This is a genomic window from Trichlorobacter ammonificans, assembly GCF_933509905.1.
GTDB classification, from domain to species: domain Bacteria; phylum Desulfobacterota; class Desulfuromonadia; order Geobacterales; family Pseudopelobacteraceae; genus Trichlorobacter; species Trichlorobacter ammonificans.
Genome location: NZ_OW150024.1, coordinates 1972953 through 1988101 on the forward strand (window position 1 = coordinate 1972953; position 15149 = coordinate 1988101).

Consider the following 15149-nt stretch of genomic DNA (forward strand, 5'->3'; position numbering starts at 1 on the left):
CATAAGCCTGACCGGCTAGTTTTTATGGCCGGCCAGAGAGCCAGCCAAAGCTCACTTATCGTTGATGCTGACACGACAAATACCTTAACGCAATGTCATAAGCATTTTTCAGCTGCACGAACATAGGCGCTGTACCGCCTTGATCAGGATGAAGGCTCAATGCTTTTGCTCTAAAAGCTTTCTTTAACTCCTGCATGCTATATGGAGTTCTAAGTCCCAAGAATTTTATAGCCTTTGTAGCTGCAGCATTACTTTTTGTTTCAGCCTCATATGTATAATCTCCTGTAGTAAATTGTTCTTGATCTGATCTGCTCTGATAAAATGAATATTTTCTTCTATGAGCTAATGTGCTGAACCAACCGTGGATAGTTTTAGAATATGCAACTCCTTCACGCTCTATATCTTTTCTATTTAACCTTAATATGAATATATTGTAATCATACCAGTCGTTAAAAAACTCTCGATTTTTCTGATATGGTCTTCGTTCTACATAAATATACCTACTTGTTTGTTTTACAATTCGATGTTTGGTCCATTTTTTATTAACATCAAAGTGAAATGGAAAATCACTAGTGTATAAAAAACCTAGTTCATGAATTTCATTATTGTTTGATACTGGCAAATTTTGTCGCTTTATTGCCGCCAATTTGCGCAGATATGTTTGGGCGTATGCTGGCGATACTCCACGATGTTTTAAATTACCTGTTGCAGTAATTGCCGCAACTATGGCGTCATGTGAATTTGACTCGTACCCGTAAAAAAACGGTGCATCACCGTTTATATAGTTATAAATAGATTTCCACGCACCCCAATACCATTTACTTTTTCCCGCTTTGCATCTTGACCAGATTGGCTTATTGAGGTTACGCAAGCAGCAAGAACTCTTTTCAATCTCACTCGAAAATGTCCAAAGCCATTCGAATTTTATGTATTCTTTGGCGTACTTGTTACAATCAAATGTGTTGGAATGATATGTTTCGCCAACAACAAACCCACAATCTATAAATCTTGCATAAGCAAATCTGTTGAGTTTATCTTCTGCTAAAGCCTTTGATGCAACAAAACCAAACATCAATGGTGGCTTGGCATTTTCTAGGGTTAAATTTTCCCAAACTCCCCAAAACCAGCCCCATCGCTCATTGCAGTAGCAGTACCCGAAGTAAGGCCCCTTTTCACCAGAACCAGCCTCTTCTTCGTAACCCTCTGTTTTTATGATTATTGTCATGATTTACACTCTTTACAAATTTCAAGATTTCTTGCTTATATCCGCACCATTCTTTGTAAGAAAGTCTATCCACTCCTTCATTTTCTTTGACATGGCATAGGAAAGAGGTGTGCAGGTTTCACCGTTAACGAGGCATTCGCCGTCAATGTCAGCTCCATGTTTGAGCAGTAGTTCAGCTATTTCAAAACTATTTTGACGTAAAGCAAGCAGGAGAGGTGTTTCCTCGGAATTCCACTGTCCATCATAGCTCCACCTTATGGATTCGGTGTCGGCGCGATGGCAAAGTAACAGCCTGACAATCTCTGTATGCCCGTTTTCTACGGCCAATGTCAGAGGATATCCCTGTTCTTGATAGGTAGCATATGTCTCATCTGATTCAGTTTCCTTCTCGTATTGGCGTGCTACATTTGCTCCATGCTTCAGCAATAGTTCACTGATCTCTGCATGTCCGTTCTCGCACGCGACAATCAGCGGGCTATACCATGTTTGGTCGTTACCGTCGTCAACGCAACAATACTTACGATCAAGGAGATATTGAACAATCTCCAAATGTCCGCTTTCGGCGGCTTGTAGAAGCGGGGAGCTGTAATCGTAGGCATGAGAGTATGAAAGTCCTTCTCCGTTTTCGATAAGGTTTTTGACTTCCTCCAGTTTGTTATCGGCAATTGCATTGTAGAGGTCGTTTGTAGTCGGCATGGTGTTTTAATCTCCTTTATGTTTCAACTCGTTTATTGGCCCATTTGAAACATTTCCCCCACTGGTCCCCCGACAGCTCCTCTGCCGGTTCCACAAAGCAGACCGGAGAAACCACGGTAGAGGCGGCGCTTGCTCCGCCCAACCGGGGCGCGGCAAGCAGCGTCCCTACGTTGCACCATCAACGTATCACACCCGTACAACCCGCAGTCCGGCCTGCTGCGCGGCCGAACATTGACGGGCATCGGCGGAGACAAAAACATCCGCCTTAAGCGCCAGCGCGCTGCCGATATGGATGGCATCCATGCCGCGCAAGACGTTCTGTTCCAAGGTAATGACCGTACTGCGTATCACTTCGGGGGTCAGGTCGCAGATGACCGCATCGGTGATGTCGGCCATGAGCATGGTCTTGAGATGCCGGTACTGAAGTGGCGCAATCAGGTTTTCCCGGTGCAGGCGGCAGAAAGCGGAGATGATTTCAGGAAGGGCAATGCCGGAAAGACAGAGTTCAGTGGCCTGGTCGCACCAAGAGAGGACAAGTTCGGTACCCTCCTCGCGGAGATACCGCTTTGCAAAGGCGGATGAGTCGAAAAAAACCCGCATCAAGGGGCCGCTTCCCGCTCGTCGAGAATCATTTTGCTGACCGAAACCCCATCGACAATCAACGGTTGCGCCACCCGGCGTTTCCAGGATGGCAAGTCCTGCGGAATCGGCACAATATCGGCAATCGGCTTGCCGTTGCGCACGATTCTCACTGCTTCACCTGCTTCGACGATGTCAAAATACTGCTTGGCATGGTTGCGCAATTCGGAAAAGGTTGCCTGTTTCATACCATCACCTCTTTTGTACATATTAACGTAAGATACAATGTACATCCAGGGCGAATATGTTGTCCAACATCATTTTTCAGCGCCTAGACCCTACCGCACCGCCACCGATGCGTAGGCCACCACCTGCTGCATATCGCCGGTCACTTCGCCGCTGGTGGTGTAGGTGACCAACTCCGTCGTGGTGGCTCCCAGTTCCTTGGCCGCCACCAGCATCACCGCCGCAGGGATCACCCCGCACATAGTGATCCGGTTGCTCCGGCAGACCTGCACCAGTCCCCGCGGATCAAGGGCCAGGGCACGCTCCAGGGCCAGGCTGTCTTTTTTCCGGGCCGCCTCCGCCGACTCGTAGTGGGTCATGTCGGAACTGGCCAGGATCAGCACCGGCTCGCCGTACTCCCGGATGGCCGCCGCCACCCCCCGCCCCAGCAGCTCGCACCCTTCGTAGTCGCCAAAGGCCAGGCAAAGCGGCACAATGGCCACATCGGGCCGCAGGTACTGCAAAAACGGCACCTGCACCTCCAGGGAATGCTCCTGCCCGTGGGCCTCGCTGTCCAGCTCCACCGCCGGCACCTGTCGGCGGATCAACTGCGCCAGCCGCTGTTCCAGCGGCACCACACCCAGGGGAGTCTGCCAGCCGGTTGCCGGGGAGAGGGCCGCCAGGGCGCCCCGCCCCCGGTGGTTGGGTCCCAGGATGACCACGGTGGCCGGAATCTCGACCCCGGCCAGAAGCTGCCCGGCGGCGCTGCCGGAATAGACGTAGCCGGCATGGGGGGAAATGACCCCGATGGCGGGCCGCTGCGCCACGCCGGACGGAATGCACCGCTCAAGCTCCCGGCGCAACGCCTGCTCACTGCCGGGATAAAACTGGCCTGCCACTGCCGGATAGCGGATCATGATCTGCCTCCTTCCCTTCCCGGTTCACCAGCCCCTCACCAGTTCCCGCCTCCCTGGATCACCCGCTGCGCCGCATCCTCCTGGGGACCGATATGCAGGCTGCGGGTGGCCACGAAAATCTCCCGCAAAAACCAGAGCAGCCCGGACACCAGGGCCACCATGGCGGCAATGAAGAACAGCCCCACCACGATGGAGGGATCGAGCCCCAGGAAGGCTCCCACGAACATCATGGCCACCACGCTGCAGATCAGCACCGCGGTGGTGGTGCAGAGCGCGATGGAGCGACCGATGAGGCTGGCCCGGTAGGAAAGCGTCTGCAGATGCTGCCGCAGTACAACCTCCTGCTCCGGCGTGGCCGACTCGACCCGCTGCTCCAGCACCCGGGCCCGGTCGATCACCCGTCCCAGGCGGTTGGTCATCACCGAGAGCAGCCCGCTGATGCCGGTGAGCAGGAACACCGGCGCCACCGCCAGCTGGATGGCATGCCCCACCGAATGTACGTCACCCGCCGCAACGATCATAACTTCCTCCCGTGTCCTTCACGGCTGGTTTTGAAAAACGTCATGAGGAGGGCCGGATACAAGGCGCACGGAACGCAGCGACCAAGACATACCAGTCAAGGTAGGCGCGGGAGCGAGTACCGCGCAACGCCGTAGACGGCCTCCGCAATAGTTTTTCTCAGGCAATGCCGGCCAGTTCCAGCCTCGTTCCCCACCGCCGCACCAACTCTTCCCGCAGCCGCTGCCCCTCCGCCGAGCCGAGTCCGTCGTCCTCCGCCAGCAGGCGGACGGCGGCGTCACGGGCCTGTTCCAGGATGCTGCCGTCCCGCAGGATGGAGGCCACCCGGAAGTCGGGCATCCCGGACTGGCGGGTCCCCAGGAAGTCACCGGGGCCGCGGATCTCCAGGTCCGCCTCGGCAATGCGGAAGCCGTCGGTGGTGGCCTCCATCACCTGCAGCCGCTTGCGGCCGTCCTCGGAGAGGTTGCCCGGCGTCAGCAGGATGCAGCGGGAGCGGTGGCTTCCCCGCCCCACCCGTCCCCGCAACTGGTGCAGCTGGGACAGGCCGAACCGCTCGGCATGCTCGATCACCATCAGGGTGGCGTTGGGCACATCGATCCCCACCTCGATCACGGTGGTGGCCACCAGGATATCCAGCTCACGGGCCTTGAAGGAGAGCATGGCCCGCTCCTTCTCCTCCGGCTTCATCCGGCCGTGGATCAGCCCCACCCGCAGCTCCGGGAACACCTCCTGCTGCAGGTGCTCCGCCATCTGGCTGGCAGCCTTCAGGTCGCTCTTCTCCGACTCCTCCACCAGGGGGTAGATCAGGTAGGCCTGCCGCCCCTGGGCCACCTCCTCCCGCACCATGGCATAGACCTGGGAACGGCGGGATTCAAAGAACACGCGGGTCTCGATGGGGGTGCGTCCCGGCGGCAGTTCGTCGATCACCGAGAGCGACAGGTCGCCGAACAGGGTCATGGCCAGGGTGCGGGGGATCGGGGTGGCGGTCATCACCAGGATGTCCGGGTTCTGCCCCTTTTTCTTCAGCACGCTGCGTTGCAGCACGCCGAAGCGGTGCTGCTCGTCCACGATCCCCAGCCCCAGCCGGTGGAACGCCACCTTCTCCTGGATCACGGCATGGGTACCGATGACGATGGCAGCCCGGCCGTCGGCGATCTGCGCCAGGGCCTCGGTGCGGGCCTTCCCCTTCATGGCGGCGGTCATCAGCACCACCGTGACCCCCAACTGCTCGCACCAGTGGTGGATGTTGTGCCAGTGCTGCTCCGCCAGGATCTCGGTGGGGGCCATGATCGCCACCTGGTAGCCGTTCTCCACCGCCACCAGGGCCGCCATCAGCGCCACCACGGTCTTGCCGCTCCCCACATCCCCCTGCACCAGCCGGTGCATCGGGTGGGGGGCCATCATATCCTCCTTGATCTCGGAGAGCACCCGGCGCTGGGCGGCGGTCAGCTGGAACGGCAGAAGTTTCGCCAGCTCCTTGGTGTAGCGGTGGGTCACCTGAAAGGAGATCCCCTCCTCCAGGGTGATACCCCGCTTTTTCAGGGCCATGCCCAGCTCCCAGAAGAAGAACTCGTCAAAGGCCAGGGAGCGATGGGCCGGGGTGCGCCCCTCGTTCAGGGCCGCCAGGGGGGCGTCCACCGGCGGACAATGCACCTGCTCCAACGCCTCCCGCAGCGGCAGATGACCGGCCGGCAGCAGCCGCGGCGGAATCACGTTCTCCACGTTCGGCAGGAACTGCTCCGTCACCTGGGCCATTACCCGGCGCATCCCCTTCTGGTGCAGCCCCTCGGTCAGGGGGTAGACCGGCACCAGCCGGCCGTAGTTGAGCTGGTCCGCCGCCATGAGCAACGCGGCATCCTGCCCCTCCTCCAGCCACTCCACGTCGGGATGATGCAGTTCCCGCTGGTGCCCGAAGAGGCTGACTTCACCGCTGAAGATGCCGCGCCGCCCCGTTTTCCAGGTGCGCTGCATCCAGACCGGGTTGGTGTTGAACCATTTCAGGCTGATTGAGCCGCTGTCGTCCGCCACCACTGCCTCGAAGAAGCGGCGTCCCCCCTTGGTGGTCGTGGCGCCGGCCGACTGCACCGTCCCCTGGAACACCTGGACCCCGCCCGGCTTGAGCAAACGGATCGGCGTCAACTGGCGGCGGTCCTCGTAGCGGTGGGGAAGGCAGAACAGGGCATCCTCCACCGTGGTTATCTCCTTTTTGGCCAGCAGTTCCGCCAGTTTGGGCCCCACCCCCCTGATGAACTGAATGCCGGTCTGCAGGTTCTTGCGGCTGATGGCCCGCTGCACCGGCGAGGCGGACGGGGAGGGCGGCGCCACCCGGCGCAGCAGCAGGGTGCCGTTGTCCAGCTCAGCCTCCAGCCGGTCCCCCGGCCGCAACTCCAGCCGCTTCAGCAGTTCCTCCGGCAGGTGCAGCCGGTTATGGTCGTCCAACGTCAGGATAGGCACAACGTTACCACCGTGCGGGGGCTATGTACCGCCCCCTGGGAAGTTAACCTGCTTTCGTACAGCACGAACCGGGTCACCGCCAGGGGCGGCAACGCAAGGGTTTTCCAGCGGGCAAGATACTGCCCCACCTGCTCCGGTCGCGGCTCCTTCAGCCGGGCCAGGGTGATGTGGGGGGCAAAGGCCCGTTCCTCCAGGACAACGCCGCAGGAGAGAACCGCCTGCCGCACCGCAGCGGCCAGCCGGGCCAGCTCCGGACTATCCCGCAGCCCGGCCCAGAGCACCCGGGGAGCACGGGGATGGGGAAAACAGCCGACCCGCTCAAACGTCAGGGTGAAGGGGGGCTGCGAGATGGCCGACAGGGCCGTTGCCACCGCCTGTTCCGTGCTGCTGTCGATCTCCCCCGGAAAGGCCAGGGTCAGGTGCAACTGCTCCGGCGGCAGCCAGCGCGCCCCCTCCAGGGGGGAGCGAAGCGCCGCCAGACCGTCCTTCAGCTCCGGCGGCAGGTCGATGGCCACGAAGCAGCGCATCAGTCCCCTGCCGCCTTCAGGTTGTAGACCGGGGTCAGCCGCTGCTCCACGGTCACGGTTTCCCGCAGGTGGTGCTCGATGGCGGCCAGCGGCTTGTAGGCAAAACGGCTCTCGTCGAAGGTCTCCCGGTTCACCGAGGTGGAAAAGACATGCTCCATGGAGTCGGCGTACTGCTGCATGCTGAACTGCCCCTCCTTCAGACGACGGAACATCTCCTTGCGGCCGTGCAGCCGTCCGGCCCCGTGGGGGGCGGAGCGGTTGTAGGCCGGGTTCCCCAGGCCGGTGCCGATCAGGGTGCCGTCGGCCATGTTCAGCGGAATGATCACCCGCTCCCCTTGGTGGGCCGAGATGGCCCCCTTGCGGACAATGCCATCGTCTTCCGCGATGTAGTTGTGCACCGACTCCAGCACCTGGGCCTCCTCAAGCTCCAGCTCGAAGAAGCGCAGCATGATCAGCAGCATCATCCGCCGGTTCAGGGCCGCATAGCGCTGGGCCGCCGCCATCCAGCGCAGGTAGTCCCGTCCCCCTTCCTTGAGCGGCAGGAACTCCAGTCCTCTCGGCACCCGGATGCGCTGTTCCTCCGTCGTTCTCCGCGCCCGCTGCTGAAAATGTTCCGCCACCCGCTTCCCCAGGTTGCGGGAGCCGGAGTGGACGATCAGGTGGTATCCCCCCGCGTCGTTCCGGCCGATCTCGATGAAATGGTTGCCGCCCCCCAGGGTTCCGGCCTGCAGGAGCGGCGGGATATGCTTGCCGATCTTTTCCCCTTCATAGAACCCCCGCTCCAGGTGCCGGCAGAGTTCCTGCAACTCTTTTTCCAGCGCCTTTGGCACGACGTATTCCGTCAGGAAGCGGTCGCTCTTTCTTGACTGCATGCCGAGCGGGATCTGGTTACGGATGTAGCGGTCCAGGGCAGCGAAATCAATGCTCCGCACCCCCGGCAGCGGCACCGCCGCCACGCCGCAGCCGATATCCACCCCCACGATGTTGGGGATCACCCCGTCGCCGAAACGGCCGGTGAAGCCGATCACGCAGCCGGCCCCGGCATGGGCGTCCGGCATGATCGCCACCTGGCCGCTGATGACCGGGTGATCGGCGATCTGCCGGATCTGCTCCGCCGCCGTGGGGTCCAGCAGGTCGGCATGAATGAGGGTGGTGGTTGCCATGGCGGATCACCGGCGGCGGTCGGTCTGGACAGATACCGCGCCTCTGGTAGAATGTTGGCGTCACGTCGCTTTTGTCTGTATACCGCAGAATGGTGCTGCTGTCAGCCAAAGTACGCATGCACCGCACGAACGGATTTTACCACGGAAGACACGAAAAAACTTCAAGGATAGCAGCACGCGGAAACGGCCGGATTTCACCGGATGTACGCGGATACACCGAACATATGGCTTAAAATCCGTGCAAATCTGTCGTATCCGCGTACATCCGCGTGCCATGTAGTCAGGATTTTCAATGCTTCACCGCGTCCCCTGCGGTGAACTGATTCACGAATCTACAAACTGTCAGTACTCACGACCAAGGAGACACAGCCATGAGCACCCGTACCGAAACCGACTCCATGGGAGCCATCGAGGTACCCGCCGACCGCTACTGGGGGGCCCAGACCCAGCGTTCCCTCCACCACTTCCCCATCGGTGTCGACCGGTTCCGTTGGCAGCGGCCGGTAATCCGCGCCCTGGGCATCCTGAAGAAAGCGGCGGCTGCGGCCAACGCCGAGCTGGGGGAGCTGTCCCCGGAGCTGGCGACCCTGATCGAGCGGGCCAGCGACGAGGTGATCGACGGCAGGCTGGATGACCATTTTCCGCTGGTGGTGTTCCAGACCGGCTCCGGCACCCAGTCCAACATGAACGCCAACGAGGTGATCGCCAACCGGGCCATCGAACTGGCCGGCGGCCTGCCGGGCAGCAAGAAGCCGGTGCATCCCAACGACCATGTCAACCGGGGCCAGTCCTCCAACGACACCTTCCCCACGGCCATGCATATCGCCGTGGTTGAGCAGCTTCACGACCACCTCTTTCCGGCCCTGGCGGAACTGCGCGGCGTGCTGGCGGCCAAGGAGGAGCGGTTCCGGGATATCGTCACCACCGGCCGCACCCACCTGCAGGACGCCACCCCCATTACCCTGGGCCAGGAGTTCAGCGGCTGGATCGCCCAGCTCGACTTCGGCACCGAAGCGGTGCGGGGGACCCTGCCGGGCCTCTGCGACCTGGCCATCGGCGGCACCGCCGTAGGGACCGGCCTGAACGCCCACCCCCGCTTCGGCGACTTGGCTGCCGCAAAGATGGCAGCCCTCACCGGCCACCCGTTCCGCAGCGCCCCCAACAAGTTCTTCGCGCTGTCCGCCCACGACGCCCTGGTGCAGACCTCGGCGGCCCTGCGCACCCTGGCCGGGGGGCTGATGAAGCTGGCCAACGACGTGCGCTGGCTGGCCAGCGGCCCCCGCTGCGGCATCGGCGAGCTGATCATCCCGGAAAACGAACCCGGCTCCTCCATCATGCCGGGCAAGGTCAACCCCACCCAGTGCGAGGCGCTTACCATGGTCTGCGTGCAGGTGTTCGGCAACGACGCTGCCGTGGCCTTTGCCGGCAGCCAGGGGAATTTCCAGTTGAACGTCTACAAGCCGGTGATGGTGCACAACGTGCTGGAGAGTATCCGGCTCCTGGGGGACGCCGTCCTGGCCTTCAGTGAGCATTGCGCCGCCGGCATCGAAGCCGACGAAGCGAGAATCGCCGAGCACCTGAGCAACAACCTGATGCTGGTCACCGCCATGACCGGCCATATCGGCTACGACGCGGCGGCGAAGATCGCCAAGACCGCCCATCACCAGGGGATCACCTTGCGGCAGGCAGCCCTGGATTCGGGGCTGGTGACGGCTGAAGAGTACGATCAGTGGATGGTGCCGCTCAGGATGACCCGGCCGGGCGGCTGAGTTTCGCCAGCAGCAGCGTGGCGGCCAGGGCGGCGCAGATCAGGGTCAGCACCAGCAGGATCACGCCGGGCCAGCCCCATGAGGACCAGAAGAAGCCGCCGCCGGTGCCGGAGATGCTGGAGCCCAGGTAGTAGGCGAACAGGTAGAGGGAGGATGCCTGGGCCCGGGAACTGGTAGCCAGAAACCCCACCCAGGTGGAGGCCACGGTGTGGGCGCCGAAAAACCCCAGGGTAAAGAGGGCGATACCGGCGATGATGGCCGCTGCCGGGGCCAGCAGGGTCAGGCAGCCGCCGGAGGCCATCACCAGCAGGGAGCCCAGCAGGGCCGCCCTGCGGCCGAACCGCTCCACCAGCCCCCCCATCATGCCGGAACCAAAGGCCCCCAGGGCGTAGGAAACAAAGATCAGGGCCACCTGGGACTGGCTCATCAGGTAGGGCGGCGCCAGCAGCCGGAAGGTCACGTAGTTGTACAGGGTGACGAACGCCCCCATGCCGGTGAAGGAGACCGCGAACAGGCAGAGCAGTTGCGGCCTGGCCAGGTGGCCCACCAGGGAGCGGCTGAGCGGCAGCAGCCGGAACGGCGTGCTGCGGAAATGTCGGGAGGCCGGAATGAGCAGGATGAAGAGCAGGGCCAATGCCAGACTGAGGCCGCCGATGCAGCCGATGGCCCCCCGCCAGGGGAGATAGTCGGCGATCCAGGCGGTGAGAATCCGGCCGGTCATACCGCCGATGGCATTGCCGGCGATGTAGAGCCCCATGGCCCTCCCCACCGCCCCCGGTGCCAGCTCCTCGTTCAGGTAGGCCATGGCCACCGCCGGCACTCCGGCCAGCACCGCCCCCTGCACCAGCCGCAGCACGATCAGCAGCTCAAGGGACCGGCACAGGGCCGAGGCCAGGGCCAGAAGCGACGTCACCACCACGGCAATCATCATCATGGGCCGCCGCCCCAGGGCATCGGAGATGCTGCCGGACACCGGCAGGGTCACGGCCAGGGCGCCGGTGGCCACTGACAGGGCCAGGCTGCCGAAGGCGGGGGTGACGTTGAAATCAGCCACCAGCACCGGCAAGAGGGGCTGGAAATCGTACAGGGTGGAAAAGGTTATGAACCCGGCGATGAACAGCGCCAGATTCACCCGATGAAACAGCAGGGTCCCCTGCTCTATCCGCCCCTCGCCCCTGTCCGTCATACAACCGTCCTTTCGCCGCCACCATACTGCAACCGCAGGTTCCTGTCAAAAATGCCGCAGCAGCCACACCACGCACTTTGAGCAGCACTACGCCATAACGCAATGGTATGGAGATCGGCGCGATGGCATCCGCGTGCCTCCATCACGCTCCGTTCTCCGTGGTAGCGGTACCACGTCTTGCCGGTTCATTCAAAGGAGATAGGCTGCCAACATGCATTATTTGTAATGCACATAGCATTTGAAATCACAAAATGAATCATATAGAGTGCAGCGTATGCTTTTCGAAATCGGTAACCATATCCGCCAGGCCCGCAAACAGCGCCGCCTGACCCAGGCCGACCTGGCCCATGCCCTGGGAATGAGCCGTACCACCATCGGCCAGATCGAAAACGGCTCGGTGCAGGAGATCGGCGTACGCAAGCTGATCCGCCTGCTGGAGTACCTGGGGCTGGAACTGCGGGTGACAACGGCACAGCCCCCACCCACCCTGGAGAACCTGCGCGGGGAACCTGAATCATGGCGTTAAGCGGCAGCGCTCCCCTGGCCGTTTCGGTTGGTGACCGCCACGCCGGTCTGCTGGCCCGCGAGCGGCAGCGGGAATACCTCTTTGCCTGTGCTCCCGATGCCGCCCCGGAAACCCGGGTCTCCCTTACCATGCCGGTGCGCCTGGAAACCTGGCTCTCCCGGTCTCTGCACCCAATTTTTCAGATGAACCTGCCGGAGGGGAGCCTGCAGGAAACCATCCGGCGGGCCATTGCCCCGGCTGCCGGGGATGACGACCTGGCCATCCTGCGGATGTGCGGCGCACACCAGCCGGGACGGCTGCGCTGCGCTCCGGCGGACGCCCCGTTGCCGGAGCCGCCGTCCGGACCGGCGGTCTTCCTGGAGGAGCTGCTGAATCACCCGGACACGCACCGGCTTTTCCCCGAGCTGCTGGAGCGTCACGCCCTCTCCTCCTGCGTTGCCGGGGTTCACCCCAAGGTGCTGCTGCGGGCAGTCCACAACGGCACGCCACACCATTACCTCGTGAAAACCTGGGAGCGGAGCCACCCCCACCTGGCCCTCAACGAGCAGCTCTGCATGACCGCCGCAGCCAAAGCCGGCCTGCCGGTACCGGAGTTTCACCTTTCCCGCGACGCCGGTCTGTTCATCGTCAAACGGTTCGACAGCACCCCGGAGGGAGAGCAGCTGGGGTTCGAGGATTTCTGCTCCCTGCAGGGGCTGGGCACGGCCCTCAAATACACCGGTTCCTGCGAACAGATCGCCGCCACCATCCGGCAGTTCGTCTCCGGTGACCGGCTCATGGCGGCCCGCCAGCAGTTCTTTGCCGCCCTGCTGCTGTCGGTCATGCTGCGCAACGGTGACAGTCACCTGAAAAACTTCGGCCTGCTCTACCGCGGACCGGGGGAGACCGTTACCCTGGCCCCGGTCTTCGACCTGACCACCACCACCGCCTATGCGGCCGAAGACCTGCCGGCACTCACGCTGCAGGGAAAACGATGCTGGTGGCCCCGGCGGGTGCTGGAACGGTTCGCCGTGGCCCACCTCTGCCTGCCGGTGGGGATAATCCGCGCCACCTTCGAGCAGGTGAGCACGGCAGTCATGGAAACGCGGCGGCTCCTGCCGCTGGTGATGGCGGAACACCCCGGCTTCCGGCCGGTGGGAAAACTGATGATCGCCGCCTGGGAACAGGGGGTACGGGAGCTGCAATGACCGGAAAACATCTGCGGGTGGCCTGCGCCATCATCGAACGAAACGGCCTGGTGCTGGCAACCCGGCGCAGCGCCGCCATGAGCCTGCCGCTCAAGTGGGAATTCCCCGGCGGCAAGATCGATCACGGGGAAACGGCTGAACAGTGCCTGCTGCGGGAACTGGTGGAAGAGCTGTCGCTGCGGGTGGTCATACGGCACCCCCTGCCCGAGCATACCCACGCCTACCCGGACTTCAGCGTCACCCTCTACCCTTTTGTCTGCGGCATGGTCGGCGGAGAACCGGTCCTGCATGAACATGCGGCCCTTGCCTGGCTCCCGCCGGGGGAGCTGCTGACCCTGGATTGGGCCGAGGCCGACCTGCCGGTCATCAACGGCTACCTGGCCCGCTGCGGTATCATGGAGGCCCGCAGATAATCGCTGGACAACCGCCCCATGGCTGCGGTACATACCGTATACATTTATACAAACCGACTGGCAGGAGAGCGCCATGCCCCCCAGACCAACCAGAGCCATCACGATACCGTCTCCCTGAAACCCGCCCAACCGGCGGGTTTTTTGTTTTCCACAGAGTGTGGAAAGTTTTTTTCAATGGCCCCATAACAGTCCGTGATCACTAAGGAATACCGCTGTGTAAAAAATCTTTCCAACACTTGAGCAATCAGCTGATAAATAACGATTTTTCCATTTTATTTCTGATAGTTGCGATCAGACAAACTTTTGAGGGATCGTTTTTGGAGCCTTTGCAAGAAACAGAAACATCGGCCGGATCGCGGCCAGCGGTTACCCCGCCAGGGGTACCTGAAGGGAGAAGCAACCAATGGCAACCCTGAGCATCGTACTGGTACTCATCCTGTTTGCCGGACTCCTGCTTATCCTGAAAACCGTACGGAGCAGCGACGACGAGCAACAGTGCTACGTCAGCAGAAGCATCCTGTTTACCGCTGCCGAACGCTCCTTCCTGGGGGTGCTGGAGCAGGCCCTGGACGGCAGTCCCTACCGGGCCTTCGGCAAGGTCAACCTGGCCGACATGGTCAGGCCCGCCCCCGGCCTCTCCCCCCGTGAACGGGCCATTGCCAAAAACCGCATCGACCGCAAGCATGTCGATTTCGTGATCTGCACACGTGCCGACCTCGCCATTGTCGGCGTGGTGGAACTGGACGACCGCAGCCATGAGCGGGAAGACCGAATCGCACGGGACGCCCTGGTGGACCGCGTTCTTGCCCAGGCCGGCATTCCGGTCCTCCATGTTCCGGCCAAACTGCGCTACGCCCTGCAGGAACTGCGGGAGCACCTGACTGAACTACTGCCCGACCTGACTGTGACGCCCCCCCGCCCTGCAGCGCGGGAAGCCACCGCTCCGCAGCAGGCGTCTGCGGCCGAAACCGCAGACGCCCTGCCGGCCCGGCCACAGGAACCGCTCTGCCCAAGCTGCTCGTCGGTCATGGTGAAACGCCAGGCCACCAAGGGAAAATACGCCGGCAAATGGTTCTGGGCCTGCTCCACCTTCCCCGACTGCCGCCAGGTGGTGGCGCTGGACCCCTCGTTGCTCCGGAGCGACACGGCCACGTAGCGGTGTCGCAACGACGCGACGGACACCGTAACGGCGAGGAGCTCGCACGACGGCGCAACGACGCGACGAAGGGCAGGGAGAGCGGTATGCGGGAAAGCGATACGTCAGATCAGAAACTAACTGCAGGTACTCTCGGTAACCGTGATCACGAAGCGGGCAGTGCAACATCCGGGGCACTCAACATCGATTTCGACATCAAACGCAGTGGCGACGACCCGCTTGATTTCATGGTTACCCTGGTGGTGGACGTCAACCACGATGACAAGGCGTTTGAACGCGGTGATTACCGCATTCACGTGAAGTTAAGCGGATTTTTCAGCTTCACCGAGGGAACGGACGAGGCGATGATCAACGCCATGATCGCCCAGAACGGCCTTTCCATGCTCTACGGCGTGGCCCGCGGCACCGTGGCCGATGCCACCGCTACCAGTTGGCACGGCAAGTTCGTGTTGCCGGGGGTTAATTTTATTGAGGTGATCAAGCAGAAGGCGGAGGCGGGGAAGAAGAGGAAGAAGGTGGTACGGAAGGGGAAGTAGTGAGAAAACCGGGGAGTGTCCCGGATTTTTCAAACCTCAATCTTTAGCAGCAAGAGGCCCAAGAGCCTTAT

The 15149-nt window shown here is 61.5% G+C and carries 16 protein-coding genes; 6 read left to right on the top strand and 10 right to left on the bottom strand.

The features are described 5' to 3' along the window. Positions 1–55 precede the first annotated feature (55 nt). The 9 genes from RAK07_RS08885 to RAK07_RS08925 form a co-directional block, all read right to left on the bottom strand. Positions 56–1225 carry a J domain-containing protein gene (locus RAK07_RS08885; RefSeq protein WP_305732478.1) on the bottom strand — a complete coding sequence of 390 codons (1170 nt, stop codon included), beginning with the start codon at positions 1223–1225 and terminating at the stop codon, positions 56–58. A 21-nt stretch (positions 1226–1246) separates the two neighbouring features. Then, positions 1247–1921, bottom strand: coding sequence for an ankyrin repeat domain-containing protein (locus tag RAK07_RS08890; protein WP_305732479.1), 675 nt, complete (start codon positions 1919–1921; stop codon positions 1247–1249). Between the two features lie 186 nt (positions 1922–2107). Continuing rightward, positions 2108–2521, bottom strand: coding sequence for a type II toxin-antitoxin system VapC family toxin (locus RAK07_RS08895; protein WP_305733500.1), 414 nt, complete (start codon positions 2519–2521; stop codon positions 2108–2110). Next, positions 2521–2748, bottom strand: coding sequence for a type II toxin-antitoxin system Phd/YefM family antitoxin (locus RAK07_RS08900; RefSeq protein ID WP_305732480.1), 228 nt, complete (start codon positions 2746–2748; stop codon positions 2521–2523). Before RAK07_RS08900 ends, RAK07_RS08895 begins: the two co-directional genes overlap by 1 nt. A 90-nt stretch (positions 2749–2838) precedes the next feature. Beyond that, positions 2839–3642 (bottom strand): AmmeMemoRadiSam system protein B, encoded by an 804-nt coding sequence (gene amrB, locus RAK07_RS08905; protein ID WP_305732481.1) that lies wholly within the window; start codon positions 3640–3642, stop codon positions 2839–2841. A gap of 35 nt (positions 3643–3677) precedes the next feature. After that, the gene (locus RAK07_RS08910) at positions 3678–4163 is read right to left on the bottom strand and encodes a DUF2721 domain-containing protein (protein WP_305732482.1); all 486 of its coding nucleotides are present in this window, start codon (positions 4161–4163) and stop codon (positions 3678–3680) included. A gap of 157 nt (positions 4164–4320) precedes the next feature. Next, the gene (recG, locus tag RAK07_RS08915; protein ID WP_305732483.1) at positions 4321–6615 is read right to left on the bottom strand and encodes an ATP-dependent DNA helicase RecG; all 2295 of its coding nucleotides are present in this window, start codon (positions 6613–6615) and stop codon (positions 4321–4323) included. Next, complete coding sequence (thpR, locus tag RAK07_RS08920; RefSeq protein WP_305732484.1) at positions 6603–7142, bottom strand: RNA 2',3'-cyclic phosphodiesterase; 540 nt, start codon at positions 7140–7142, stop codon at positions 6603–6605. Before thpR ends, recG begins: the two co-directional genes overlap by 13 nt. Continuing rightward, positions 7142–8305 carry an RtcB family protein gene (locus RAK07_RS08925; RefSeq protein ID WP_305732485.1) on the bottom strand — a complete coding sequence of 388 codons (1164 nt, stop codon included), beginning with the start codon at positions 8303–8305 and terminating at the stop codon, positions 7142–7144. Before RAK07_RS08925 ends, thpR begins: the two co-directional genes overlap by 1 nt. A 371-nt stretch (positions 8306–8676) precedes the next feature. On the opposite strand from RAK07_RS08925, the gene fumC reads away from it, so the two are divergent. Further along, entirely contained in the window at positions 8677–10074 is a 1398-nt protein-coding gene (gene fumC, locus RAK07_RS08930) for a class II fumarate hydratase (RefSeq protein WP_305732486.1), read from the top strand. Here fumC and RAK07_RS08935 read toward each other — a convergent pair. After that, the gene (locus RAK07_RS08935) at positions 10049–11260 is read right to left on the bottom strand and encodes an MFS transporter (RefSeq protein ID WP_305732487.1); all 1212 of its coding nucleotides are present in this window, start codon (positions 11258–11260) and stop codon (positions 10049–10051) included. The two genes, fumC and RAK07_RS08935, sit on opposite strands and share 26 nt — an antisense overlap. A gap of 274 nt (positions 11261–11534) precedes the next feature. On the opposite strand from RAK07_RS08935, the gene RAK07_RS08940 reads away from it, so the two are divergent. The 5 genes from RAK07_RS08940 (at position 11535) to RAK07_RS08960 (ending at position 15078) form a co-directional block, all read left to right on the top strand. Then, positions 11535–11786, top strand: coding sequence for a helix-turn-helix transcriptional regulator (locus RAK07_RS08940; RefSeq protein ID WP_305732488.1), 252 nt, complete (start codon positions 11535–11537; stop codon positions 11784–11786). Continuing rightward, positions 11777–12973, top strand: a complete 1197-nt coding sequence (locus RAK07_RS08945) for a type II toxin-antitoxin system HipA family toxin (RefSeq protein WP_305732489.1) — start codon at positions 11777–11779, stop codon at positions 12971–12973. The genes RAK07_RS08940 and RAK07_RS08945 overlap by 10 nt, the downstream gene beginning before the upstream one ends. Continuing rightward, on the top strand, positions 12970–13386 hold the full coding sequence (locus RAK07_RS08950; RefSeq protein ID WP_305732490.1) for a (deoxy)nucleoside triphosphate pyrophosphohydrolase: 417 nt from the start codon (positions 12970–12972) through the stop codon (positions 13384–13386). Before RAK07_RS08945 ends, RAK07_RS08950 begins: the two co-directional genes overlap by 4 nt. 403 nt (positions 13387–13789) lie before the next feature. Continuing rightward, on the top strand, positions 13790–14542 hold the full coding sequence (locus RAK07_RS08955; protein ID WP_305732491.1) for a DUF2726 domain-containing protein: 753 nt from the start codon (positions 13790–13792) through the stop codon (positions 14540–14542). A gap of 86 nt (positions 14543–14628) precedes the next feature. Next, the gene (locus tag RAK07_RS08960) at positions 14629–15078 is read left to right on the top strand and encodes a protein-export chaperone SecB (RefSeq protein WP_305732492.1); all 450 of its coding nucleotides are present in this window, start codon (positions 14629–14631) and stop codon (positions 15076–15078) included. Positions 15079–15149: the final 71 nt, after the last annotated feature.

Coding starts and splice junctions, on each gene's coding strand:
- fumC (WP_305732486.1), top strand. CDS start 8,677: ATGAGCACCCGTACCGAAACCGACTCCATGGGAGCCATCGAGGTACCC.
- RAK07_RS08955 (WP_305732491.1), top strand. CDS start 13,790: ATGGCAACCCTGAGCATCGTACTGGTACTCATCCTGTTTGCCGGACTC.
- RAK07_RS08885 (WP_305732478.1), bottom strand. CDS start 1,225: ATGACAATAATCATAAAAACAGAGGGTTACGAAGAAGAGGCTGGTTCT.
- RAK07_RS08940 (WP_305732488.1), top strand. CDS start 11,535: ATGCTTTTCGAAATCGGTAACCATATCCGCCAGGCCCGCAAACAGCGC.
- RAK07_RS08895 (WP_305733500.1), bottom strand. CDS start 2,521: ATGCGGGTTTTTTTCGACTCATCCGCCTTTGCAAAGCGGTATCTCCGC.
- RAK07_RS08925 (WP_305732485.1), bottom strand. CDS start 8,305: ATGGCAACCACCACCCTCATTCATGCCGACCTGCTGGACCCCACGGCG.
- RAK07_RS08960 (WP_305732492.1), top strand. CDS start 14,629: ATGCGGGAAAGCGATACGTCAGATCAGAAACTAACTGCAGGTACTCTC.
- amrB (WP_305732481.1), bottom strand. CDS start 3,642: ATGATCCGCTATCCGGCAGTGGCAGGCCAGTTTTATCCCGGCAGTGAG.
- RAK07_RS08935 (WP_305732487.1), bottom strand. CDS start 11,260: ATGACGGACAGGGGCGAGGGGCGGATAGAGCAGGGGACCCTGCTGTTT.
- RAK07_RS08910 (WP_305732482.1), bottom strand. CDS start 4,163: ATGATCGTTGCGGCGGGTGACGTACATTCGGTGGGGCATGCCATCCAG.
- RAK07_RS08900 (WP_305732480.1), bottom strand. CDS start 2,748: ATGAAACAGGCAACCTTTTCCGAATTGCGCAACCATGCCAAGCAGTAT.
- RAK07_RS08890 (WP_305732479.1), bottom strand. CDS start 1,921: ATGCCGACTACAAACGACCTCTACAATGCAATTGCCGATAACAAACTG.
- RAK07_RS08945 (WP_305732489.1), top strand. CDS start 11,777: ATGGCGTTAAGCGGCAGCGCTCCCCTGGCCGTTTCGGTTGGTGACCGC.
- RAK07_RS08950 (WP_305732490.1), top strand. CDS start 12,970: ATGACCGGAAAACATCTGCGGGTGGCCTGCGCCATCATCGAACGAAAC.
- thpR (WP_305732484.1), bottom strand. CDS start 7,142: ATGCGCTGCTTCGTGGCCATCGACCTGCCGCCGGAGCTGAAGGACGGT.